Annotated in this window: 20 protein-coding genes; 7 read left to right on the top strand and 13 right to left on the bottom strand. The window is 73.2% G+C overall.

What is annotated here, in order from left to right; translation table 11 throughout:
• The first annotated feature begins 311 nt into the window (after positions 1-311).
• On the top strand, positions 312-1,580 hold the full coding sequence (locus AC0QU1_RS04030; RefSeq protein WP_483574530.1) for a class I SAM-dependent methyltransferase: 1,269 nt from the start codon (positions 312-314) through the stop codon (positions 1,578-1,580).
• On the top strand, positions 1,577-2,755 hold the full coding sequence (locus AC0QU1_RS04025) for a glutamate--cysteine ligase (RefSeq protein ID WP_483574528.1): 1,179 nt from the start codon (positions 1,577-1,579) through the stop codon (positions 2,753-2,755). The genes AC0QU1_RS04030 and AC0QU1_RS04025 overlap by 4 nt, the downstream gene beginning before the upstream one ends.
• 104 nt (positions 2,756-2,859) lie before the next feature.
• Here the strand turns inward: AC0QU1_RS04025 and AC0QU1_RS04020 are convergent, their stop codons facing one another.
• Entirely contained in the window at positions 2,860-3,477 is a 618-nt protein-coding gene (locus AC0QU1_RS04020) for a malonic semialdehyde reductase (RefSeq protein ID WP_483574526.1), read from the bottom strand.
• 121 nt (positions 3,478-3,598) lie between these two features.
• On the opposite strand from AC0QU1_RS04020, the gene tsaD reads away from it, so the two are divergent.
• Positions 3,599-4,642, top strand: coding sequence for a tRNA (adenosine(37)-N6)-threonylcarbamoyltransferase complex transferase subunit TsaD (gene tsaD, locus AC0QU1_RS04015; protein ID WP_483574524.1), 1,044 nt, complete (start codon positions 3,599-3,601; stop codon positions 4,640-4,642).
• Between the two features lie 42 nt (positions 4,643-4,684).
• On the opposite strand, the gene AC0QU1_RS04010 is transcribed toward tsaD, so the two are convergent.
• The 6 genes from AC0QU1_RS04010 to AC0QU1_RS03985 all read right to left on the bottom strand — a co-directional run bounded on the left by AC0QU1_RS04010 (position 4,685) and on the right by AC0QU1_RS03985 (position 10,001).
• Entirely contained in the window at positions 4,685-5,566 is an 882-nt protein-coding gene (locus tag AC0QU1_RS04010; RefSeq protein WP_483574522.1) for a sulfurtransferase, read from the bottom strand.
• 127 nt (positions 5,567-5,693) lie between these two features.
• A complete protein-coding gene (rimI, locus tag AC0QU1_RS04005; protein WP_483574520.1) occupies positions 5,694-6,233 on the bottom strand; it encodes a ribosomal protein S18-alanine N-acetyltransferase in 540 nt (179 codons plus the stop codon).
• Positions 6,230-6,997: a tRNA (adenosine(37)-N6)-threonylcarbamoyltransferase complex dimerization subunit type 1 TsaB gene (gene tsaB / locus AC0QU1_RS04000; protein ID WP_483574518.1), complete on the bottom strand. Its 768-nt coding sequence runs from the start codon at positions 6,995-6,997 to the stop codon at positions 6,230-6,232. Before tsaB ends, rimI begins: the two co-directional genes overlap by 4 nt.
• Before the next feature lie 111 nt (positions 6,998-7,108).
• Entirely contained in the window at positions 7,109-7,657 is a 549-nt protein-coding gene (tsaE, locus tag AC0QU1_RS03995; RefSeq protein WP_483574516.1) for a tRNA (adenosine(37)-N6)-threonylcarbamoyltransferase complex ATPase subunit type 1 TsaE, read from the bottom strand.
• Entirely contained in the window at positions 7,650-8,891 is a 1,242-nt protein-coding gene (gene alr, locus AC0QU1_RS03990; RefSeq protein ID WP_483574514.1) for an alanine racemase, read from the bottom strand. Before alr ends, tsaE begins: the two co-directional genes overlap by 8 nt.
• Positions 8,892-8,969: 78 nt before the next feature.
• Positions 8,970-10,001: a pseudouridine synthase gene (locus AC0QU1_RS03985; RefSeq protein WP_483574513.1), complete on the bottom strand. Its 1,032-nt coding sequence runs from the start codon at positions 9,999-10,001 to the stop codon at positions 8,970-8,972.
• Positions 10,002-10,080: 79 nt separating this feature from the next.
• Here AC0QU1_RS03985 and AC0QU1_RS03980 point away from each other — a divergent pair, with 79 nt between their 5' ends.
• Entirely contained in the window at positions 10,081-10,563 is a 483-nt protein-coding gene (locus AC0QU1_RS03980) for a glutathione peroxidase (RefSeq protein WP_483574512.1), read from the top strand.
• Between the two features lie 16 nt (positions 10,564-10,579).
• Here the strand turns inward: AC0QU1_RS03980 and AC0QU1_RS03975 are convergent, their stop codons facing one another.
• Entirely contained in the window at positions 10,580-10,879 is a 300-nt protein-coding gene (locus AC0QU1_RS03975) for a hypothetical protein (protein ID WP_483574511.1), read from the bottom strand.
• A 142-nt stretch (positions 10,880-11,021) separates the two neighbouring features.
• On the opposite strand from AC0QU1_RS03975, the gene AC0QU1_RS03970 reads away from it, so the two are divergent.
• Positions 11,022-11,513, top strand: a complete 492-nt coding sequence (locus tag AC0QU1_RS03970; protein WP_483574510.1) for a GNAT family N-acetyltransferase — start codon at positions 11,022-11,024, stop codon at positions 11,511-11,513.
• 71 nt (positions 11,514-11,584) lie between these two features.
• Entirely contained in the window at positions 11,585-12,346 is a 762-nt protein-coding gene (locus tag AC0QU1_RS03965) for a class I SAM-dependent methyltransferase (RefSeq protein WP_483574509.1), read from the top strand.
• Between the two features lie 15 nt (positions 12,347-12,361).
• Here AC0QU1_RS03965 and AC0QU1_RS03960 read toward each other — a convergent pair whose 3' ends face one another.
• From AC0QU1_RS03960 to AC0QU1_RS03945, 4 genes are all read right to left on the bottom strand, one after another.
• The gene (locus AC0QU1_RS03960) at positions 12,362-13,717 is read right to left on the bottom strand and encodes a copper amine oxidase (RefSeq protein WP_483574507.1); all 1,356 of its coding nucleotides are present in this window, start codon (positions 13,715-13,717) and stop codon (positions 12,362-12,364) included.
• Between the two features lie 157 nt (positions 13,718-13,874).
• Positions 13,875-16,808, bottom strand: coding sequence for a choice-of-anchor G family protein (locus AC0QU1_RS03955; RefSeq protein ID WP_483574505.1), 2,934 nt, complete (start codon positions 16,806-16,808; stop codon positions 13,875-13,877).
• Positions 16,809-17,185: 377 nt separating this feature from the next.
• Positions 17,186-19,528, bottom strand: a complete 2,343-nt coding sequence (locus tag AC0QU1_RS03950; RefSeq protein ID WP_483574503.1) for a helix-turn-helix domain-containing protein — start codon at positions 19,526-19,528, stop codon at positions 17,186-17,188.
• A gap of 273 nt (positions 19,529-19,801) precedes the next feature.
• On the bottom strand, positions 19,802-21,559 hold the full coding sequence (locus AC0QU1_RS03945; protein ID WP_483574502.1) for a bifunctional ADP-dependent NAD(P)H-hydrate dehydratase/NAD(P)H-hydrate epimerase: 1,758 nt from the start codon (positions 21,557-21,559) through the stop codon (positions 19,802-19,804).
• 97 nt (positions 21,560-21,656) lie between these two features.
• Between AC0QU1_RS03945 and AC0QU1_RS03940 the strand changes: the two genes are divergently transcribed.
• Positions 21,657-22,706, top strand: a complete 1,050-nt coding sequence (locus AC0QU1_RS03940; protein ID WP_483574499.1) for a TIGR03560 family F420-dependent LLM class oxidoreductase — start codon at positions 21,657-21,659, stop codon at positions 22,704-22,706.
• A 22-nt stretch (positions 22,707-22,728) separates the two neighbouring features.
• Here the strand turns inward: AC0QU1_RS03940 and AC0QU1_RS03935 are convergent, their stop codons facing one another.
• A complete protein-coding gene (locus AC0QU1_RS03935) occupies positions 22,729-23,079 on the bottom strand; it encodes a holo-ACP synthase (protein ID WP_483574497.1) in 351 nt (116 codons plus the stop codon).
• Positions 23,080-23,109 lie beyond the last annotated feature (30 nt).

Raw genomic sequence — 23,109 nt, 5'->3', positions numbered from 1 at the left:
GCGGATCAGAGATCGGCTGCTTGGTTGACTGAGTGGCTCGAACGTTCGACGGTCCGCCGTCGTCGCGGGTGCCGGCGGGCACGAACGTCTGGGTCCTCCGCCACGGGCCCCGGCGACCGGGATCCACGGCGGTGAACAACCCCAAATCTAGGTCGGCGCTAGCACTCGGTCAAGGCGAGTGCCAACGGGGCGGGGCAGCTCACACACCGCCCGGCCGCCGCACCACCCACACCCCGGGATCTCGTCATCTCTACGAAAAGGTTGCGTCGCGCTACTCGCCATGACCAGGACAAACGTGGAAAGATCTTCCCATGGATGCGGCGATTCTAAGCAAACTGCTCAGCCCCGAAGGCTGGGCGCTGCTTGGCTCCCTCCCACCGTACGACGAGCGGGACGCGATGAAGACCGTCACGGCGCTGCGCGCCAGGGGCGTCTCGGCGGACCTCGCGGCCGCCGTCGTGACCCAGTCCCGGCTGCGCGCCAGGGCCCGGGACAAGTTCGGTGACTTCGCGGACGGGATGCTGTTCACGGCGGACGGTCTGGAGCAGGCCACCCGGCTCGTCGTCGCCGCACTGCACGCCCGCCGCTATCTCGAGGCGGGAGTCACCGCCGTCGCCGACCTGACCTGCGGTATCGGCGCCGACTCGCTCGCCTTCGCCGGGACGGGGCTCCGCGTCGTCGCCACCGACCTGGACGAGTGCACCGCCGCCATCGCGCAGTGGAACCTGCGCCACTTCCCCGAGGCGGAGGTGCGGCAGGCCGACGGCCTCACGCTGGACCTGCGTGCGGAGGGGATCGAGGGCGTCTACGCCGACCCGGCCCGCCGCGTGCGCGGCGGCGCGGGCGGCCAGAGCCGCCGCATCTTCGACCCCCGGGCCTACGAGCCCCCGCTCGACGCCGTCTGGGCGCTGCGCGAGGCGGTGCCGGCGGTCGGCATCAAGGTGGGCCCCGGCATCGCGCACGACGGGCTACCCGACGACGCGGAGACCCAGTGGGTCTCCGTCGACGGCGACGTGGTCGAGGCCGGCCTCTGGTTCGGTCCGCTCGCACCGGACGGCCCCGGCCGCTCGGCGCTCGTGCTGCGCACCTTCACGGACGACGACGGCAAGGAGCACACCCTCAGCCGCACCGTCCGGGGCGACGGCGGCGACCCGGACGTCGGCGGCGTCGGCCAGTACCTCTACGAGCCCGACGGGGCGGTCATCCGTGCCGGCCTCGTGGGCCAGGCCGCGGCCGAGCTGGGCGGACGCCTCGTGGACCCGACGATCGCGTACATCACCACGGACGACCGCGCCGACCTGCCGTCGGCCCGGCCCGCCGAGCCCGCCGGCGCGCAGGCTCCGATCGCCACCGGATACCGGGTGCTCGACACGATGCCGTTCGGCCTCAAGCGGCTCAAGTCCTACCTGCGCGACCGGAACGTCGGGCGCATCACGATCAAGAAGCGGGGCACCGCCGTCGTGCCCGAACAACTTCGCAAGCAGCTCGTGCTCACCGGGACCGAGGAGGCGACGATCGTGCTCACACGCGTGGCAGGCAGCCAACAGGTACTTCTCGTCGAACCCCTGGGAGCCGCATGAGCTCGCCGGCGCGGCTCAGCTTCGGCGAATCCCCACGCTCGACCGTGGGCCTCGAGTGGGAGATCGGGCTCGTCGAGCCCAGCACCGCCGAACTGTCCCAGGCCGGGCCGGAGGTGCTCGACGCCCTCGCGCGCGACGCCGGCAATCCGCAGGGCGGCGACGCCGACGGCTATCCCCCGCACGTCACCGGCGAGTTCATGAAGAACACCATCGAGCTGGTGACCGGCGTCTGCCGCACGGTCGCCGACGCGGGCCGGGATCTCACGCGCACGATCGAGCGGGTGCGGACGGTGACCGACCCGCTGGGCCTCGACCTCATGGGCGGCGGCACGCACCCGTTCGCGCGCGCCGCCGACCAGGAGATCGGCGACAAGGCGCGCTACGCGCGCATCCGCGAGCGCACCGGGGTGTGGGGCGCGCAGCTCATCATCTGGGGGCTGCACGTGCACGTCGGGATCGAGCACCGCGACAAGGCGCTGCCGCTGATGCGCGGCATGCTGCCCTACTTTCCGCACCTGCAGGCGCTGTCGGCCGGGTCGCCGTACTGGGCGGGCCAGCACACGGGGTACGCCTCGAACCGGTCGCTGCTGTTCCAGCAGATCCCGAGCGCCGGGCTGCCCGTCGCCTTCGAGACGTGGCAGGAGCTCGAGGCGTACGCGGGCGACCTGCTGCACGTCGGCGCCGTCGAGGGGTTCAACGAGGTGCACTGGGACATCCGCCCCTCGCCGACGCTCGGCACGCTGGAGGTCCGGGTGTGCGACGGACCGACCAACCTGACGGAGGCCCTCACGCTCGGGGCGCTCGTGCACTGCCTGGTGGAGCACCTGTCCACGCAGCTCGACCAGGGCCGGACCCTGCCCGCGCTGCCGCCGTGGTTCGTGGCCGAGAACAAGTTCCGCTCGGCGCGCTACGGCCTGGACGCCACCATCATCCTGGACGCCGACGGCAACCAGGGGTCGGTCGTCGACTCGATCGCCAAGCTGATGGTCGAGCTCGAACCCGTCGCGGAGCGGCTGGGCTGCGCCGCGGAGCTGGCCGGGGTGCGGGACATCGTCCGCGCCGGGCCCTCCTACCGGCGGCAGCAGGTGGTGGCGGCGGCGCACGACGGCGACCTGGTGCCCGTGGTGCGCTCGATGGTGGAGGAGATGCGGGCCGGGCGGCCGCTGGTGGGCTGACCGGGTCCGGGCGGTCGGGGCGCGGCTGACGAGTGCCCTGCCGCTCCCCGCGGCAGGCTCGGCTGACCGGCCCCGACCGTCCAGCGGCCGGGGCCGGGCCGCCGTCAGACGACCTGCGCGGCGTCGTCGAAGCTCAGGCGCGGTGCGCGCGGACGGGTGGTGTCGGCACCCTCTGCCGCGCTGACGTTGACGACCAGGAAGCTCTTCCAGCCGTTCTCGGCGAAGAACTCCGCGTCGATCGCGTCGTAGATCCCGTGCATCGGACCGGCCGCCAGGCCTGCGGCCCGCAGGCCGACGATCAGGTACCCGGCCTGGAGCAGCGCGCTGGTGCGGGCCGCCTCGGCACGCGCCCCGGCGTCGCCGGCGAACATCTCGCGGGCGCCTGGCATGTGCGGGACCAGCACGTCGAGGTGCTCGTGGAAGTCGGTGTCGTACGCGAGCACGAGGGTGACCGGCGCCTTCGCGATGCGCTCCTGGTTGCCCTCCGGCGCGTTGGCGACGAGGCGCTGCCGGGCCTCCGGCGTGCGGACGACGAGCACGCGCAGCGGGCTCGTGTTCATCATCGTCGGACCCCACTTGATGAGGTCGTAGACGGCGGCGAGCTGCTCGTCGGTCACGTCGGAGTCGGCGAACGTCGTCACGGTCCGCGCGGTGCGGAACAGGCGGTCGGCGGTCGCGTCGTCGATGGCGAGGCCCGGGGCCTCGAGAACGGTCTCAGTCATACCCGCCACAACAAGTTGCTGCCGCGTACATTTCCAGATTCAACCGTGACGTGGCACACGTCGGCCGGCCACCGGGTCGTGCGGATCTCACCGGTCGAGGTGAGGAATTAGGCTGGAGCCCATGGCAGAACCCCTGGTGCTCGGCATCGAGACCTCTTGCGACGAGACCGGCGTGGCGCTGGTCCGTGGAGACGAGCTGCTGGTCGACGCGGTGGCGAGCTCGATGGAGGAGCACGCCCGCTACGGCGGCATCATCCCCGAGGTCGCCAGCCGCGCCCACCTCGAGGCCATGATCCCCACGATCCAGAAGGCGCTGGGTGAGGCGGACGTCGACCTGGGCCAGGTCGACGCCGTCGCGGTCACCGCCGGCCCCGGACTCGTCGGGCCGCTCACGATCGGCGCGTCCGCCGCGAAGGCCCTGTCGATCGGCCTGAACAAGCCGCTGTACGGCGTGAACCACGTGATCGGGCACGCGTGCGTGGACCAGCTCGTGGACGGGCCGTTCCCCGAGCGGGTGATGGCGCTCGTGGTGAGCGGCGGCCACAGCTCGCTCCTGCTGGTCGACGACATCGCCACCGACGTCACGGAGCTCGGCTCCACCCTGGACGACGCGGCGGGCGAGGCCTTCGACAAGGTCGGTCGCCTGCTCGGGCTCCCCTACCCCGGCGGCCCGCACATCGACCGCCTCGCTCGCGAGGGCGACCCCACCGCCATCCGGTTCCCGCGCGGCCTCACCGCGGCGAAGGACCAGGCCAAGCACGCCTACGACTTCTCCTTCTCGGGCCTCAAGACGGCGGTGGCCCGCTGGGTGGAGGCCCGGACCGACGCCGGGCAGGACATCCCGGTGCACGACGTCGCCGCGTCGTTCGCCGAGGCCGTCGCCGACGTGCTCACGGCCAAGACGATCGCCGCGTGCCACACGCACGGCATCGACACGCTGGTCATCGGCGGCGGGTTCTCGGCCAACAGCCAGCTCCGCGAGATGGCGGCCAAGCGCTGCGCCGAGGCCGGCATCGACCTGCGCATCCCGCCGATCCGCTACTGCACCGACAACGGCGCGATGATCGCGGCGCTGGGCTCCGCCGTCGTCCGTGCCGGGGTGGCGCCGAGCCGCCTCGACATCCCGGTGGACTCGTCGATGCCGCTCACGACGGTCACCGTCTGACCGCCGTCACGCCCCGTCCCGCCGTCGCGCCTCGTCCCGCTGTCACGCCCCCGTCGCGACGGGACGCGCAGGGTCGTTCGACCACTGCGACCACGAGCCCGGGTACAGCGCCGCCTCGATCCCGACGACGGCGAGCGCCGCCACCTGGTGCGACGCCGTCACGCCCGAACCGCAGTACACGCCCACCGTGCGGCCGGTCCCGTCGGCGGCCGGGCCGGTCGAGACGCCCAGGTTCCCGAACTTGCGCTTGAGGTCACCGGTCGACAGGAACCTGCCGTCCGCGCCCAGGTTCTCGGTGGTCGGCGCGCTGACGGCGCCCGGCACGTGCCCGGCCTGCGGGTCGACGGGCTCCACCTCGCCCCGGTAGCGCTCGGCGGCGCGCGCGTCGAGGAGCACACCTTCGCCGTCGGCCAGGGCGGCCGCGTCGTCCGCGTCGATGACGGGCATCCCGCCCGGTCGCGCGACGACGTCGCCCGGCTCGGGCGTCACGTCACCCGGTTCGAGGGCGCGCCCTGCCGCGGTCCAGGCGGCGAGACCGCCGTCGAGGAGGCGCACGTCCGCGACGCCGAAGTAGCGCAGGAGCCACCAGGCGCGGGCGGCGGACGTACCGCCGACCGAGTCGTACACCACGACGCGGGAGTCGGCAGAGACGCCCCACCGGCGGGCAGCCTCCTGGAACGCCGACGCCGAGGGCAGCGGGTGCCGCCCGGCCGCCGCCGACGCCGGAGCGGCGAGCTCGGTCTCCAGGTCCACGTACACGGCTCCGGGGATGTGCCCGGAGCGATACTGCGCGTGGCCGTCGGTCATGCCGAGCGCCCAGCGGACGTCGAGGACGAGCGGGCCGCCCTCGACGGGGTCGGCGCCACCGCCGATCCCCAGGTCCGCCGCCAGCGTGGCGGCGTCGACCAGAACTCGTTCCCTCACAGTGCGCGACCCTTCGTCGTCTGCGCCCGATCCTCTGACCGAACCTGCTCAACGTACTAATCCGAGGCTCGGATTAGCTCGGATTAGTACGTTGAGCAGGTTCGAGTAGGTAGTTTCGACGGCCGCCTCACGCCGCGTCCTCCGGCGCGTCGTCAGGCGTGTCCACCGGTGCGTCCTGTGTCGTGTCGGGGGCGTCGGCCAGCTCGAGGCGCATCGTGTAGGCGTCCTTGTCCTCGGGCTGGTAGTAGCGCTTGCGGACGCCCAGGATCCGGAACCCGAAGTCCTGGTACATCTGGATGGCCGGCAGGTTGTCGACCCGCACCTCCAGCAGCACCGCCTCGGCCTTGACCTTGCACGACCGCTCGATGAGCGCCGTCATGAGCTGCCGCCCCACGCCGTGCCGCTGCACGGCCGGGTCGACGCCGATGGTCATGATCTGCGTGACGTCCCCGTCGAACCACAGGCCGGCGTAGCCGACGACGGGCTGCTCGCCCGCGCGGTCGAGCCGCTCCGGCTCCGCCACGATGTACCAGCGGCCGAGCGCGGCGAGCTCGTCGGCGAGCATCCCGTAGGTCCAGGCGCCCCGGCCGAAGAGCTGGCGCTCCAACTCCAGCACACGGTCGAAGTCGGCATTGCGCAGCGGGCGCAGGCGCACCTCGGTGATCATGCGGCGCCTCCGGCCGGCACCGCCGTGGCTGAGCCGGTCCCGGCCGTGGAGCCCGTCGAGGCCGCCGGCTCGTGCACGTCCGGACGGCGCAGGTACAGGGGCTCGGTCGGCAGGTCCTCGCCGGCGGCCCGGCGCACGAGCGCCAGGCGACCCAGGACCGTCGCGTCGGGGACCAGTGGCGCGTCGTCCGCCACGGGGAGGAACTCCGGGTAGAGCATCGCGCCCTCGCCGATCACGACGGGCGGCTGCTCGCCCCCGGCGTCGGGCGGGGGAAGCTGCGCCTGTGCGACGAAGCCGGCGCGGTCGACGTCGGGCCCCGCGAGCCGGTCCACGACCGGGACGCCGTGCGGGCCCTCGTGCGCGACCACGCGGTACCGCGCCCAGTAGACCTCCTTGCGGCGCGCGTCGGAGGTGGCGAGGATCTCGGCGCCGGGCGTCAGGCCCAGGTCGCTCACGGCCTGCACGGCCAGGGCGTCCAGGCTGGGCACACCCAGCACGGGGATGCCGAGCGAGAGCCCGAGCGTGCGCGCCGTGACCAGGCCGACCCGCAGCCCCGTGAACGGGGCGGGCCCCGTACCGGCGACGACGGCGGTCAGGTCGGTGCGCTCGATCCCCGCATCGGAGAGGACCTCCGTGATCAGGGGCGCGAGCGACTCGGCGTGCCTGCGCCGCTCGTCGGAGGCCCGAGACGCGAGCCGCGCGCCGTCCTCCCCGAGGAGCGCGACGGCGACGGCTGCAGAGGTATCAAGAGCAAGAACGGCCACCCGCCCAGCCTATTACGGCGCATTCCAGGGGTTGTGGTCGACAATCCGTCAGGTGATCGGTATTCCGGGCTGCCGATCATGTGACGGATTACCGATCACGGCTGCCCGGCCTCAGCCCCGCAGCGCCCCCAAGTCCACGCCCGCCCAGCGGGGCCCCACCGCACGGATCGTCACCGTGCGTGTTCCCGCCTCCGGGTCCTCGTCCGCGCCGCCGGTCGCCGCGCCCCGCGGGCGCTCCAGGTCGATCTCCAGCCGGTCGTCGGCGAGCGTCTCGGCCAGGCCGCGCCCCCACTCCACGACCGTCACGGAGTCCTCCAGCGACGAGTCCAGGTCGAGCGCGTCGAGCTCGCCCAGCCCGCCGAGCCGGTAGGCGTCGGCGTGCACCAGCCCGGGCCCGCGCGTCCCGTCGGCCCGCGGCAGCGGCGGGTGCTCGCGCGCCACGATGAACGTGGGCGACGCGACCTGGCCGCGCACGTTCAGCGCCGCGCCGATGCCCTGGGTCAGGGTCGTCTTCCCCGCGCCGAGCTCACCCGTGAGGATCACCAGGTCCCCCGCGCGCAGCAGCCCCGCGACCGCGGCGCCGAGGGCACGCGTCGAGTCGGCGTCGGGCAGCTCCAGCGTCACCGCCTCCGACGTCGTCGTCCCGCCCGCATCACTCACCGGTGCTCTCCCTTCCTGCCGTGCCCGCGTACACGCGCGGGACGCGCGCCCCGAGGCGCGTCACGATCTCGTAGCTGATGGTGCCTGCCGCCTGCGCCCAGTCCTCCGCGTTGGGCGCGCCGGCGCGGGCCAGCCCGTCCGACGCCCCGAACAGGGTCACGACGTCGCCCGCCTGCTCGGACGCGTACGGGCCCAGGTCGAGCATGATCTGGTCCATGCACACCCGGCCGGCGACGCGCAGCACGCGGGTGGTGCCGGGTCCGGCGCCGGGCGCGGCGACGTCGTCCACGCCGCCGCCGACCAGGACCGGACCGCCGGGGCCGAGCGAGCCGCCGGACGCGTGCCGCGGGATGCCGTCCCCGTACCCGAGCGGGATCACGCCGAGCACCGTGTCCTGCTCCGTGGTGTGGAAGTGGCCGTAGGAGACGCCGTGGCCCGCGGGCACCCGTTTCACCGTGGCGAGCCGCGCCTCCAGCGTCATCGCCGGACGCAGGCCGAAGTCGCCCGGCACGCCCAGGTGCGGGACGGGCGACAGCCCGTAGACGGCGATGCCCGGGCGCACGAGGTCGTAGTGCACCGCGCGGTTGGTCAGGGTCGCGGCGGAGTTGGCGATGTGCCGCACCTCGAGGTCGATCCCGGCGGCCTCGACCGTCCGGATCGTGTCCTCGAAGACGTGGGTCTGCATCTTCACCGAGGGGTCGTCGGGCTCGTCCGCGAGCGCGAAGTGCGACATCAGGCCCACGACGTCGAGCGCGCCCTCCGCCCGCAGCGCCGCCACGCGGTCGAGCACGGCCGGCAGGTCCTCCGGCATGATGCCGTTGCGGCCGAGCCCGGTGTCGACCTTGAGGTGCACGCGCGCGGCACGACCGGCCACGCGCGCGCCGTCGGCCACCTCGTCGAGGGCCCAGGCGCCGGCGATGGCGACGTCGACGTCCGCGCGGACGAGGTCGGCGAAGGGTGCGCCAGGCGTGTGCAGCCAGGTCAGCACGCGCGGTCCGGGTCCGACGGCGGCGCGGACGGCCAGCGCTTCCCGTCCCTGGGCCGTACCCAGCCAGGTGGCGCCGCCCGCGACCGCCGCCCGGGCCGCCGGCGCGAGCCCGTGCCCGTACGCGTCGGCCTTGACGACGGCCATGACCTGCGCGGTCGGTGCCGTCGTCCGCAGGGCGCGCACGTTGTCGCGGATCGCGTCGAGATCGACGACCGCGCGGGCGGGGTAGTCGGGGGTGGTGCTCATCCCGTCGATTCTCGCACCTGTCGGATCCCGGCGTACCTGTCAGCCGTAGAGGTCTTTCGGGTGAGGTGGGTCTGACGCCTACGCCGGCGGCCGGCGGGTCCATTCGGCGAGCGTGCGGCGGGACTCGAAGCGGCGCGGCCGCCCGGACAGCGGGTCGGTGAGCTCGAGCGAACGGGACAGGAGCTGCAGGGGACGGCCGAAATCGTCGGGGTCGGTGTCGCGGAGCACGGGCCAGAACGGGTCGTGCAGGATCGGCAGGCCGAGCGACGCCAGGTGCAGCCGGAGCTGGTGGGTCTTGCCGGTGTGCGGCTCCAGGCGGTAGAGGCCCAGCCCCCGGGCGTCGTCGGCGGCGACGAGGGTGACGAGCGACTCCGCGTTCGGCTCCCCCGGCACCTCCTCGGCGCGGGTGACGCCGCGGCGCTTCACGATGCGGCTGCGGACGGTGACGGGCTCGCCGAGGGCGACCCGGACGCCGTCGGCCCGCGCGTCGCCGGGCCGGGGCGCACCGCCGGACGGCGGGAGGGGAGCCACCGCCTCGTAGACCTTGCGCACCTCGCGGCGGGCGAACGCCTCCTGGTACGCGCCGCGCACCTCCGGCCGCACGGTGAAGACGAGCACGCCCGCCGTGCCGCGGTCGAGCCGGTGGGCCGGGGCGAGGTCCGGCAGGTCGAGGGCCACCCGGAGCCGCACCAGGGCGGTCTCTCGCACCCACCGCCCGCGCGGCATGGTGGCCAGGAAGTGCGGCTTGTCCACGACCAGCAGGTCGTCGTCGCGGTGGAGCACCTCTGGCTCGAAGGGGATCGGCTCCTCGTGCGCCGGCGGGTCGCGGTACAGGTAGAGGAAGCCGCGCGGCTCGTAGGGCGTCGCCGGGGTGAGCGGCTCGCCGTGGCCGGTGACGATCTCGCCGAGGGCGAGCTTCTCGCGCAGGCGGTCCGCGTCGTCGCGGAAGCGGTCCAGGAGGTAGTCGAGCGCGAAGGGGAACCGTGCGACGACGTCGGGGTCGTGCGGCAGCACGAGCCGCGTGGGGTTGAGCCCGTCCCGCACGGGCAGCGGGGGGCGGTGCTTGGCGGGGCCGGGGGTGCGGCGGGCGCCCGGCGCGGGGTGGGTCACCCCGTCAACCTAACCCGGCAGGTACTTAGTGTTGCGCGAAGGGTTCCGTCGACCAGGGCAACGGGTGGAGGATGGTCGGGTGACCCTCTACGACATCCCGTTCAAGACGATGGACGGTACCGAGATCTCGCTGGCCGACCACAGGGACGACGTCGTGCTGGTGGTGAACGTGGCCTCGCGGTGCGGCCTGGCGCCGCAGTACGAGACCCTGGAGAAGCTGCAGAAGAAGTACCAGGACCGGGGCTTCACGGTGTTGGGCTTTCCCAGCAACCAGTTCCTGCAGGAGCTGAGCACGAACGAGAAGATCGCCGAGTTCTGCTCCATGACGTACGGCGTCACGTTTCCCGTGCTCGACAAGATCCGGCTGAACGGCCGCCACGCGCACCCGCTCTACGTCGAGCTCAAGAAGACGGAGGACGCCACCGGCCACTCCGGCAGGATCCGCTGGAACTTCGAGAAGTTCCTGGTCCTGCCCGGCGGCGAGGTGCGGCGGTACGCGCCCAAGACCGTCCCGGACGACCCGGCGATCATCGAGGAGATCGAGGCGCACCTGCCGCGCTGACAATCCGGGCCCCGCGTCACCCGTCGCCTCCCGCGAGCGTGAGCCGCATCGCGACCGGCACCACATCAGAGGCGTCCCCCAACCAACCGGTCCAGACCTTGGTCAGGCCGAGCTCCCGGCCCGGATCAGGCTCCTCCAAAGACAGCCGGTGCGTGCTCACCAGCGACAAAGCCGTGAGCTCGCTGACCGTCAGAATGTCGATGACCAGCACGTCCACCCGATCCAGGCCGAACGCGAGCCAGTCCTGACTCACTCGAAGCGAGAGCGTATCGAGCGCCGAGAGGCGGGACATCACCGCACTGAATGCTTTATCCATGCCCCCTTGACGCGCGGATCTCCTGGAGGTCACAGCACTTCGAGGAAATGTTGCAGACCAACTTCACCCGGGCGGGGACCGGCCCTCGCCGGACGCCTCGTGCGGTGGTGCCCCGGCGCGGGCTGGGTCGTACGCTGGGGCAATGGATCCGAACCCGTTCCGGCAGGCCACACCCGAGGACGCGCAGGCGCTCCTCGAGGTGGAGCGTGCCGCCGGGATCGCGGCCCTCGGCCACATCTTCCCGCCCGGCCTGTACCCGTTCCCGTCCGACGAGGTCCTGGCCAAGTGGGAGGCGGCGCTGGCGGAGCCGGGCGTCCGCATCCTCGTGCTGGACGACGACGGCCGCGCCGCTCGCCCGGGTGGTGGCGCCCGCCTGGCGTGCTTCGTCGCACACGACGAGCGGCTGCTGCGGCACCTGGCCGTGCACCCCTCGCGCTGGGGCACCGGCCTCGCGCGGGCCGCGATGGACCGGGCGGTCGCCGGGATGAGCGACCCGCGCCTCTGGTGCCTCGCCGACAACGACCAGGCCATCGGCTTTTACGAGCACCTCGGCTGGCGCCGCACGGGCCGCACCAAGGCAGCGGAGTACGCGCCGTTCCCCGACGAGGTCGAGATGGTCCTGCCCCGCGACTGACGCGCGCTCCCTCCCCCCGCTGGGGGATATCGGCTGGTGGCCGGGGGATTCCGCCGGATAGCGTCGACGGCATGACGTTCGCGCAGGAGATCGCGGAAGGGCTCGCCATCCCGACCGACGGCTGGGACTTCTCGTGGTTCGCGGGCCGGGCCACCGAGGAACGCCCTGGCTGGGGCTACGTCAGGCTGTGCGGCGAGCGCCTGGGTCAGGTCGACGCCGTGCTCGATGTCGACACGGGCGGCGGCGAGGTCTTCGCGGAAGCACTCGGACTGGCCGACCGGGTCCCCGGCGTGGTGCGGGCCACCGAGGCCTGGGCGCCCAACCACTCGCTCGCCTCGGCCGCGCTGCGGCCGTTCGGCGGCATCGTCACCCTAGTCGACGGCGGCGGTGCGCAGCTCCCCTTCGACGACGACCGGTTCGGCCTCGTCCTGAGCCGCCACCCGGTCTCGTTCCCGTACGCCGAGGCGGCGCGGGTGCTGGCGCCCGGCGGCACGCTGCTGGTCCAGGAGGTCGGCGCGGGCTCGAACCGTGCGCTGTACGAGTTCCTCATGGGGCCGCAGGAGAACCACGACGCCGAGTACCTGGACCAGGTCAGCGCCACGGTGGCCGACGCGGGCCTCGACCTGGTACAGCTCCAGGACGCCCTGACGCGGGTGGAGTTCTTCGACCTGGCCGCCGTCGTGCACTTCCTGCGCAAGGTCCTGTGGACGGTGCCCGACTTCTCGGTGGACCGGTACCGCGACCGCCTGCACGCGCTGTACGACCACATCGCCGAGCACGGCTCGTTCGTCTGCCACAGCCGCCGCACATTGGTGGAGGCACGGAGAGCCTGAGCGGCCGGGGCGGCCTCAGTGCGTCTCGCTGGGCTTCCCGTTCACGTGCTCGCGGGCCGACGGCGGGGCAACCCGCTGCGCCGTCAGGTCGCGTGGCGTCAGCGTGAACCCCTGCCAGTGCATCTCCATGGGGCTCTGGTCCTCGTCGCGCGCGACGTGGTGGAACCCGACGGCCACCCAGGTGACGACGTCGGACAGCTCGGCGGCGTCCTGCGCGAAGTCGAGCACGCCCGACCCGCAGGTGCCCTCCGTGTTGGCCGTCGCGAAGAGCTGGCAGTCGTCCGCCTCGGTGAACGCGATGGTGTACCCGCCCGTGCCGCCGTCGCCGTGGTGGTGGTCCTGCGTGAGCTCGAACGGCGTGGTCGCGCCCAGGTCCACCTGGTAGGAGATCTCGTGCCCGTCCTCGTTGACCACGTCCGGGTTCACCACGCGCCACCAGCGCCGGTCGGCCGCCGTGGCCGTGCCCTCGTGCGAGATCCGGGTCAGGCGGCCCTCGACGAGCGGTGACCGCGGCCCCTGCTCGCCGGTCGGCGCGGCGTCGTACTGCTCGACGACCTGGCCGCCGCGCCCGCCGAGCGCCCAGTGCACCCGCCACACGGCGTTGTGCGAGTGGCTGGTGGCGTAGTCCGTCTCGCCCGGGCCGACCGGCCAGCCGTGGGCCGGGTCGTTCCCGTAGTCCTCCGGCGAGAGGTCGCCGGTCGCACCGAGGTCGGACCGGATGCTGCCGTCGCTGCCGAAGGTGTACTGGCTGACGTACTCGTACCAGCCGACCTTCGAGATGGTCGCGAGCCGCAGGTCGGTGCGGCGGGCCACCTCGGTCCCTGTGGTGTCGCTGCTGCGGTAGGCGATCCCGCCGTCGACCACCTCCTGGCACAGCACGGGCCGCCGCTCGCCACCGCCGCCCATCGAGCCGTCGCCGATGTTCGGCAGGTAGGTCTCGAGCCGGTCGCCCAGGCACTCCGTCTCGGTGAGGGTCATCATCTGGCTGCCGCCGAAGCCCTGCGTGGTGATGTCCTCGGTGTTGCGCAGGCCGGTGTCGTACGGGACCTCGAGCTGGCCGATCGACAGCTCGGCGAGCACCTGCACCGGCTCGTGCCCGGCAGGCGTGAAGTGCACGTCGTCGAGCACCAGCCCCCTGCTCGGGTCGACCCGCCAGCACATGGTCCACGTGGAACCACCGGCGAGCTCCTGCGCGACGGGCTCGTTCTCCGCACACTTCAGGTCCACCGCGCCCGCGGGCGCCGAGCCCTCGTCGCGCGGGAGCGGGGCTGCGGGCTGCGCCCGTTCCACCACCAGGACCGCCGCCACGACGAGCGCGACGATGGCGGCCGCCGCGATGATCGCCGGAAGCATCCGGCGTTTCGGCGACACCTGGCGCACGTCTCCCCCTCAGATCTTGTTCCCCGGCCCGCTGCGGACCGGCCCGACAGGACCGGCCCGGTGCGACGTCGTCGCACCGGGCCGGCCGTTACCGCATCGGAGACTCCGGCCGTGCCGGAGGCACCTGCTGGGTCAGAGACTCAGCTCGTCAGACGGCTCGGGAGTCGTCCGTGAACCGGCCCATCGCGGTGGCGAAGGCCTGGCCGATCTCGCGCCGGCGCTTGATCATGACCGCACCGGCGCCGAGGAGCAGCACCGTTGCGCCGATCAGGGCCGCCACGTTGGCACCCGTCGCGGCCAGACCGCCGTCGCCGTCACCGTCACCGGCACCGCCGTCGCCGTCACCGCCGCCGACCGAGGCCGCGATGACCTCGAACTCGGCCATGGCGGTGTCGCCGTTGACCGTGCTGATGGCGTAGCCGTGGTGGGTACCGACCTCCTGCTTCTCGGTGACCGTGAACGTCCACTGGACGTTGCCCTCGCTGTCCGCCTCCTGGGCCGGGAGCGCGAGCGGCTCCGAGTTGATGATGCCGACGACGAGCTCACCAGCGTCGAAGCCCGACGCGTAGAAGGTCTGCTCGTCACCCTGCTCGACGACAGGGTGCTCGAACCACGCCGTCAGCTCACGACCGTCGCCGCCACCGACCGACTCGCAGACGGCGATCGGCGTCTGCGCGCCCTCGCTGCCGTCGTCGGGCTGGGCGTCCACGATGATGATGCCCGGCGGGGTGCCCTCGGGAACCGTGATCTCGATGGTGAAGCCGCAGTCCTCGTCGGCCACCACGTGCACCGGGTCACCGATGTTGTTGCCCTCGGTGTCCTGGAGCTGGATCGTGACGCCCACGCCGGCCGGGAAGCCCGTACCGGTGATCGTGACCTTGTCGCCCGCCTCGACCATGTTCGGCTCGGCCGTGATGGCCGGGTCCGTGCACTCACCCGGCGGGTTCGTGCCCGGGTCGAGGATCTCGAGCGGCGCCTCGGCACCCTCGCTGCCGTCCTCGGGCTCCGCGCCGACCACGTGGTCGCCGGGCTCGGCGTCCTCGGGGACGGTCAGGTCCGTGATGAAGCCGCAGGACTCGTCAGGGGTGACCGTGATCGGGTCGCCGACCGGGTTGCCCTCCGCGTCACGGAGCTGCACGACGACCGGCACGCCGGCCGGGAAGCCCTGGCCCACGACCGAGACGGTGTCGCCAGGGTAGGCGGCACTCGGCTCGACCGTCAGCGTCGGGTCCATGGCGCAGATGTCGGAGCCCGAGACGACCGTCAGCGGAGCCTCAGCGGCCTCGCCGGTGGTGTCGTCGGTGCCGACGACCGTGTAGTCGCCGAGCTCCGCGTCCTCCGGAACCGGGACCTCGGTGGTGAAGCCACCGTTCTCGTCGGTCTCGACCGGGATCGGGTCACCCACCGGGTTGCCCTCGGCGTCCTCGAGCTGGACCGTCGCGGTCGAGTCCGGCGTGTAGCCGTCACCGGTGGCCACGGTCGAGTGACCGGGGGCCACGGTGTCCGGGTTCACGGTGAGCGACGGGTCGATCTCGCCCGGGCCGCCGTCGCCGCCCGGCGTGATGCGCACGGCGGCGTTACCCAGGTTGATCCGGCCGAGCTCGTTGTCACCCGGCAGCAGGCCGATGCTGAGCGCCGACAGGTCGAGCGAGCTGACGACCTCCTCGCCCTCCGGCGTGGTGGAGGTCTCCGTGACCTGGCGGTTGATCTGGATCGAGATGACCTTGGCCAGGAGCTCGACGACGGGCGAGAGCAGCTGGCGGTTCATCGCGGTGAGACCGTCGGTCTTGAGGTCGTTGATCAGCAGGTCGAAGATCTTGTCACCCTCGTCGCTGATGATCAGGTCGTACACCGGCGCGAGGATCGGCGCGAGCGCACCGCCCGTCGTGTTGATGGTGTTGACGAGGAGCTCGGCGACCGGAGCCATCGTGCCCGTGCTGTTGTTCACGGCCTCGGGAAAGTTGCCGTTCACGGCGTCGGCCAGCGGGAGCGACCACGACACGTCGAGGGTGCCCAGCGGCCCCTCCTCGTAGAACGCGATGTTGATCGTCACCGAGTTCAGCGAGTCCTCGATCGCGCCGATGAGGATGTTGGTGATCTCCTCCATGAGCTCGTGCACGGTCTCCGCGATCAGCGGGTAGATCGTGTCGTCGACCAGCTCGTAGTTCGGGGGCAGCTCGTTGAGACCGCCCTCGGTCTCGTCGGGGTTGTCCACCAGCTTGTCCAGGTGGATCTCCAGCTGGCCGGTCGACAGGTCGATCGTGATGAGCTGGTTCGCCGAGGTGATCGGCTCGCCCACGACGGACTGGAACAGGTTCTCCTGCATGTTGCTGTCCACGGTGATCGACGGCGTCGGGACGCCGGGGACCGCGTCGAACAGGCCGGTCAGCGCACTGTCGTCGAGGTTCTCGTTGACGAGCCTCTCGACGGTCGTGTCGATGCTGCCGCCGATGTCGTAGATCGACGAGGCGAAGTCCTCGACGAGGGGCGAGTGCACGAACAGGTCCAGGTCGCCCACGCGGTACTGGCCGAGGCCACCCACGCCGTCCTGGTCCAGGATCACGCCGTCCTCTGCCTTGACCTCAGCAGCACCGGCGCCGGCCTCCAGCAGGAGCTGGTCCACGATCTGGTCGGTGAGGCCGTCGACGCCCAGCAGGCGCGCGACGGACAGCACGTCGACGGACGCCTTGCCGAAGTCCTCGGTCGCGCCGTCCAGGGTCACGCCGCCGTCGGCGCCGGCCAGGCCGGAGACCGCGTACGCGTCGACTGGGGACGACGCCTCGCTCTTGCTGGCCAGCGCACCGAGCTGGCCGAAGTCCAGGAACTCGTCGAGGGGGACCTCGACGTCACCGAGACTGATGAGCTCCGACCCGAGCAGCTCGGCGTTGAGGTTGCCCTCGTTCGGCCCCGGGTTCGACTCAGAGCCCGCGTCCGAGTAGGCGGCTGCGAGCAGCGCCCGCTGGAAGAGCGTCGAGTCGAGGACGCTCGCAGCGGCCTCCGACGGCTCGTCCGGGTAGTTGTTAACGGCGACTGCCGGCAAGCCGGTGGCCGTGACCACGACTGCCGTCGCCGCGACCGTCACCAGGGATCGGCGTACCAGGACGCCACCCCTCCGACGTCGGCGTGACGGTACTAGCGTTCGGTTCAAAAGAACTCACTCCTCCACATTCGCGCTGAGAGAAAAGCGTCCGGATCGGTACGTGATCACGTCCGGTTCGTCGGGGCGGTGGCGCAATACACACCGGCTCCGGCCCTCAGGGAACAGTGCTTCTCAGCCTCCTGCCAGGCAGGGCCGTAATCGTGCGCTGACGCAACAGAACGCAACTCCACGTGCGTTCTGCGCGAGCACAAGCGCGGCCGAGGCAACCGCTGGCGTAATGGCGGAGAGAAGTGAAAGACGTCCGAAATGCCGGGTGAAAAGTAGCCCCTATGACGGGTGAAAATCTGCGTTCGAGCGCGTCACCCGCCGGCGAGCCAGGCCGGCGGCCGGGTCTCGGCGAGGCGGACCAGGTCCCGGCGGTCCCGGATGCCGAGGGTCGCGTACGCGCGGCGCAGCCGGTTCACGACGGTCCGCTCCGACACGAACGTCGCCTGCGCGATCTGCGAGTTGGTCGCGCCGTGCACGGCGAGCCGGACCATCTCCCGCTCCGGCCGGCCGAGCACCTCCCACTCGGGGTCCGCGGCGCCGCTCGCGTTCGCCTCGGCGAGGAACACGTCGATACCGCGCAGCCACCCGGCCATCCCCGACAGCCGCACGAGCGTCCTGGCCTCGTCGAGCAGCGCCGTGCCCGTCGTCCGCCCCCCGCGCGTCGCGGCGTACCGGCCGTAGGCCACCAGCGTGCGCACGCGCTGCCAGGGCGACATGGGTGCGGGCGGGGCGTGCAGCGCGGCCTCGAAGGTCGGCGACGGCACGCCCTCGTCGGCCAGGAGCGCGTGGAGGCGGGACCAGGCGGCGGCGACGTCCACCGCCGACCGCTCCTCCGCCGCGACGGGCGGCTCGAGCAGCCGCTGGGCCCGCGGGCCCACCTGGGCCGGCGGCGTCGACGCCATGACCGCCTCCACGAGGTCGCACCGGACCTGGACGCGGCCCCGGTAGGGCCACGCGCAGTGCTCCAGCGCGATGGTCAGCAGCGCAACGGCCCCTTCGGCCTGTCCGACGACGAGGTGCGCGGCGCCGAGGTCGGCGGCGTACTCACCCAGCGCCCGCGCCGACCAGCTACCGGCCTGCGCGGGCATCGTGCTGGCGGGCACCGTGCCGTCGATCACGGCGTCGGCCGACGCGCGCAGCCCGCGGGCCGGCAGCCATTCGTCGACCGAGGGCCGCAGCTCCACCGCGTGCGCGAGGTGCGTCCGGACGTCGACGGCGCGCCCGTCGAACGCCGCCACGCGGGCCGCCGCGAGGTCCCGCGCCACGATCTCCGCCACGGTCCTGGCCGACGAGTCACCGGAGTGGTCGGCCAGGAGGCTGCGCGCGCCCACCACGTCGCCCAGCATCAGCAGGGCGCGCACCTGGATGTCGACGCCCACCCAGTCCTGGCCCAGCGTGGGCCCGATCTGCCGCAGGTCCGCCCGGAGCGCGCCCGGGTCCGGCAGGTCGCCGGTGTCCTCGAGGCGCAGCAGGGTCGTCGCCACGCGGGCGCCCGCCGCACGGGCCGCCCGGTCGACGTCGTCGGGGTCGCGCCACCACAGGTGGTCCGTCCACTCCGGGCCGACGCCGTCCGGCACCAGCGGTCCGTCGCTGTGGTCCACCCAGGTGCGGCCCGTCATCAGCGACACCCCGGCCGCCCGCGCCGCGAGGCGCGGGTCCGGCGCCGCCGCCACGACGGCCCAGGCACGTGCGGGCAGCTCGGCCAGGTGCAGCCCGTCGAGGATGCGCACCGCCGCGCCGGGCGCCGTCACGTCGCGGTCCACCGGGTGGGCCTCGTGGCCGTCGGCATGGCCGTCCGCCCCGCGCGCCTCCCGGCACAGCAGGGACAGCAGCGGGTGCCGCACGGTCGAGCGCCCGTCCCTGCGGAGCATGTCGGGGCCGCCAAGGGGCACCGCGGCGAGCGCGGTCATCGTCGCGGGGTCGAGACCGGCCAGCATCGCGCGGTAGGCGCGCCGGGCGGCCGGGCCGACGGCGTCCGGCCCGGCCCAGGAGGTGTCCCCGCGCAGCTCCGCGACGCTCAGCGACCCCGCGAGCTCCAGCGCGAGCCGCGGGTTGCCCGCGCTCCACCAGCGCAGGTGCTCGACGACGTCGGCGGCCACCGGGATGCTCAGCTCCAGGTCGAGCACGCGGCGCAGGGAGCCCCGGTCGAGCGGGCCCAGCTCGAGCACCTCGACGTCGTCGGAGAGCGTCTCCACGGCGATGCTCCGCACGGCGGCGATCACGCGCCAGTCCTGCCCGTAGGCCTCGTCCGCCAGGTGCTGCAGCCAGCGCGCGCGGTCGGCGGTCAGCACGCCGACGTCGTCGACGAAGAGCACGCGCGGCCCCGTCTCCCCGCCGTCCTCGGCCGCCCAGGCCGACACGGCGCGCAGGAACCCGGCGGCGTCGAAGTCGCCGTCGTGCTCCAGGTGGTCGGGTACCGACCAGGCCGACAGGTCGATGCGCCGGCTGTTCTCCAGGTCGTGGGCAGAGGGCCGTGGCGAGCACGGCCGCACCACCCGCACCGCCGACGATCCGGCACCCACCTGCTTCAGCGCGTGGAGCACCGTCGCGGTCTTGCCGATCCCGCTCAGCCCCCGCACGACCAGGACCGTCGGGTCCAGGTCGGTGGCGAAGTGCCCGATGACCCGCAGCTCTCGATCACGCCCGTGGACCACGTGGTCCCTCCCCCTGCTGCCCGCCCGGCTCTGCCATTCCGACGACAACGCCGATGGCACCACCACGGAAGGCCCGTAGCTTGATAGCACGCACACCCCTATTCGACGCTCAGATGAATATCCATGGGGACGCGTCAGGGAGTCTATGACAAGAGATGAATCGTGCAGGGCGAGGGTGTGATACGGGAAATTCCAGCTTCACTCAGTACATCTCAGGCATGCCGAAATCCCATGCATTCGCAGATATCCCTGGAATGCCGAGCGCCGCGGGATTCAGGAACCCAGCAGCTCTGCGACCACGGCAGGCACCGCCCGGGCGATCTCAAGCGCCGCGACCGGACCGCCCGCCGAGGCCCGCGCCGCCGCCCGGCCGTGCACCAGCACCGCGACGGCCGCGAGGCGCGCGGCCAGGGTCTCGTCGGCGACGACGTCGGCGGAGCGGCCCGCGAGCAGCGTGCCCAGGATGCCCGCGAGCACGTCGCCGGCCCCTGCGGTGGCGGTCCACGCGGGCGCGTCCGCCTGCGCGTACGTCGCCCCCGGGCCGGCCACCAGCGTGACCGCGCCCTTGAGCAGCACGGTCGCGCCGGTCGCGTGGTGTGCCGTGCGCGCCCAGTGCAGCGGCCGCGCCTCGACGGCGGCCCGGTCGACCTCGTGCCCGAGACCCTGCAGCAGCTCGGCGAGCTCGCCCGCGTGCGGGGTCAGGACGGCCCAGGCCGGGAGCCGGTGCTCCAGCATCGTGAGCCCGCCCGCGTCGATCACGGCGGGCGTCCTGCCGCCGGTCACGTCCTCGGACAGCACGCCGGTCACGGCAGCGAGCGCCCCGAAGATCCGGCGCGCCTGGCCGTCGTCGTCCGGTCCCTCGTCCGGGTCGACGGCGGGGACGCCGGGCCCGAGCACCCACGCCTGGACGCGGCCGCCCGCGACGACGACCTCGGGCCGGGCGAGCAGCACGCGCGTGCCGACGGCCTCGGGCCCGAGGTAGCGCACCATGCCGGCGCCCGCCTGCACGGCGCCCGACGTCGCGAGCACCGCGGCGCCCGGGTACGTCTCCGTCCCCGCGATCACGCCGACCACGCCCCGCGTGTACTTGTGGTCGTGCACGGTGGGCGCAGGCCACAGGGCGGCCACGTCGGCGGGCTCGACCCGCAGCACGCGGTCCGACCCGGTGTCCGCTCCGCCCATCGCGTGCCTGCCGGCCCCCAGCCGCTGCGTCGCGCCGGCCCGCTGGTCGGCCGCGCCGGGGAAGCCGACGTCGATCAGCTCGACCTCGCCGGCGAGGTGCGCGGCGGGCGGCAGGAGGAGGCCCCGCTTGAGCGCGCCGAACGTCACCGTCCGGTCGACGGGCAGCACGGGGCCGAGCACCACGCCGTCGTCCACGCCGATGCCGCTCGGGATGTCGACGGCGACGGTGTACGGCCACGCCTTCCCCGCCGCCTCGCGGGCCTCCGCGAGCGCGCGCACGAGGCCGCCGGCGGGCGGCCGCAGCGCGCCCCGTGCGCCGACGCCGACCAGGCCGTCCAGCACGACGTCGGACGTGCGGGCGGACTCGACGACGGACGGTACCCGCAGGTCGGCGAGCGTGACGACGCGCCCGCCGGCGGCCTCGAACGCCGCGCGGCCCGCGTCGTGCGCGCGGGCGGACGCGAGGACCGCCGTCACCGACATGCCGCGCCGCGCGAGGTGCGCGCCGGCGAACAGGGTGTCGCCGCCGTTGTTGCCGGGGCCGACGAGCAGGAGCGCGCGCGTACCGCGCACGTCGCCGCGGGCGCCGGCCGCGCGGCCGGGGCGGGCCGCGACCGGCCGCACCCGGGCGGTGCCGGGCAGCCCGTCGGAACCGAGGCTGCCGCGCAGGCGGACGGCACCGGGGCGGTCGGCCGCGCGGGCGGACGGTCGCCCGCCGACCCGGGCCGCGACCTCCCGGAGCACCACCTGGGCCAGGGCGTACGCCGCCCGGGCCATGAGCGGCTCACCTGCGGCGATGAGCGGCTCTTCGGCCTTCCGTACCTCGTCGGAGCTCCACGCGTCTTTCACAGCCCTATAGTGCCGCCTCCGCCGCCGTCCGAGGTACCACGCCGGCGTTTTGGGACGCCACTCCCGCCCGGAACCGTTGTCGGCATAGGGTCGAGGCATGCGATTCGGACTCTTCATCCCGCAGGGCTGGCGCCTCGACCTGGTCGACATCGCCCCGGCCGACCAGTGGGCCACCATGCTGTCCCTTCTGCACCGCGCGGAGAACCAGGCCGCGGGGGAGGCCGTCCCCGGCGGTGAGTTCGCCTGGGAGTCGGCGTGGGTCTACGACCACTTCCACACCACGCCGCAGCCCACCACGCAGGCCACGCACGAGGCGTGGTCCCTCATGGCCGCGTTCGCCGCGGCCACCCAGCGCATCCGCCTGGGCCAGATGTGCACCTGCATGGCGTACCGCAACCCGGCCCACCTCGCCAAGGTGGCCTCGACCATCGACACGGTCTCCGGCGGGCGCGTCGAGATGGGCATCGGCGCCGGCTGGTACGAGCACGAGTGGCGGGCCTACGGCTACGGCTTCCCGTCGGCGGGCGAGCGCCTGCGCGCCCTGGACGAGGGCGTGCAGATCATGGCGAGCATGTGGCGCACCGGGTCGTCGGGCACGTTCGAGGGCAAGCGCTACCAGGTCGACGGCGCCCTGTGCTACCCGCAGCCGCTGCAGCAGCTCCCGGTGGGCGACGGCGGCGCCCAGGTCCCGTCCATCCCCCTGTGGATAGCGGGCGGCGGCGAGCAGAAGACGCTGCGCATCGCCGCGCAGCACGCCCAGTACACCAACTTCAGCGGGGCGCCCGACGTGTTCGCGCACAAGTCGCAGGTGCTGGAGGCCCACTGCAAGGACCTGGGCCGGGACTTCGGCGAGATCACCCGGTCGTCGAACTACAACGTGGTGATCGGCGAGACCGAGGCCGAGGTGGCCGAGCGGATGGCCTGGATCGAGGCGCACCTGCGCAAGTGGGCCCCGGAGAAGGGCGAGGACGAGATCAGCATCTGGCGGTCCGGGCACCTGGTCGGCACCACCGAGCAGATCGTCGAGCGGCTGCAGGGCATGCGGGCGCGCGGCCTGGACTACGCGATCACGTACTTCCAGGAGGCCGCCTACGACCAGACGGGCATCGAGCTCTTCGAGAAGCAGGTGATCCCGGAGCTCCAGTGACCGGGCCGTCCCGGTAGCCCGGTCAGCCCTCCGCGATCACCATCGCCGACGCGATCCCGGCGTCGTGCGAGATGGTGAGGTGCAGGGTCCGCACCCCGAGCTCGGCGGCGCGGGCGGCGACGGTGCCGCTCGCGTCGATCCGCGGCGGGCCCCCGACGGTGCGGTGCACCGTGACGTCGTGCCACCGCAGGTTGCCCGGCGCGCCGAGCGACTTGGCGATCGCCTCCTTCGCCGCGAACCGCGCGGCAAGGGACGACGGCGGCAGCTCGCGCTCGGCCTCGGTGAACAGCTTCTCGCGGAGCCGGGGCGTGCGGTCGAGGGTCGCCATGAACCGGTCCACGTCGACCACGTCGATGCCCGTCCCGATGATCATGCGCTCAGGATAGGTCCCGGCGTCGGGCGC

The organism is Promicromonospora noduliphila (assembly GCF_056951025.1).
The sequence above is the reverse complement of the archived record's forward strand: the minus strand, read 5'-3'. Positions and strand labels throughout refer to the sequence as shown.